Consider the following 237-nt stretch of genomic DNA (forward strand, 5'->3'; position numbering starts at 1 on the left):
GGTGCCACCGGACTGGTTTTTCCACTCCCAGACTTTTTCGAGGAATTTTTCACGGCCCAGTTCGTGGCGATCTGGTTGGCCTTCAGCTGCCAGTTTGCGTTCAACCACCATCTGGGTGGCGATACCAGCGTGATCGGTACCGACCTGCCACAGGGCTTTTTTGCCCAGCATGCGGTGATAACGGGTGAGGGCGTCCTGAATGGTGTGCTGGAACGCGTGGCCCATATGCAGGGAGCC

1 protein-coding gene is annotated in these 237 nt (G+C 58.2%); it reads right to left on the bottom strand.

Annotated features, from left to right (window positions below; translation table 11 throughout):
- A partial coding sequence (locus Q4563_RS22520) for a class I tRNA ligase family protein (protein WP_303606131.1) occupies nt 1–237 on the bottom strand: 237 nt, incomplete at both ends.

The organism is Gilvimarinus sp. 1_MG-2023, assembly GCF_030548285.1.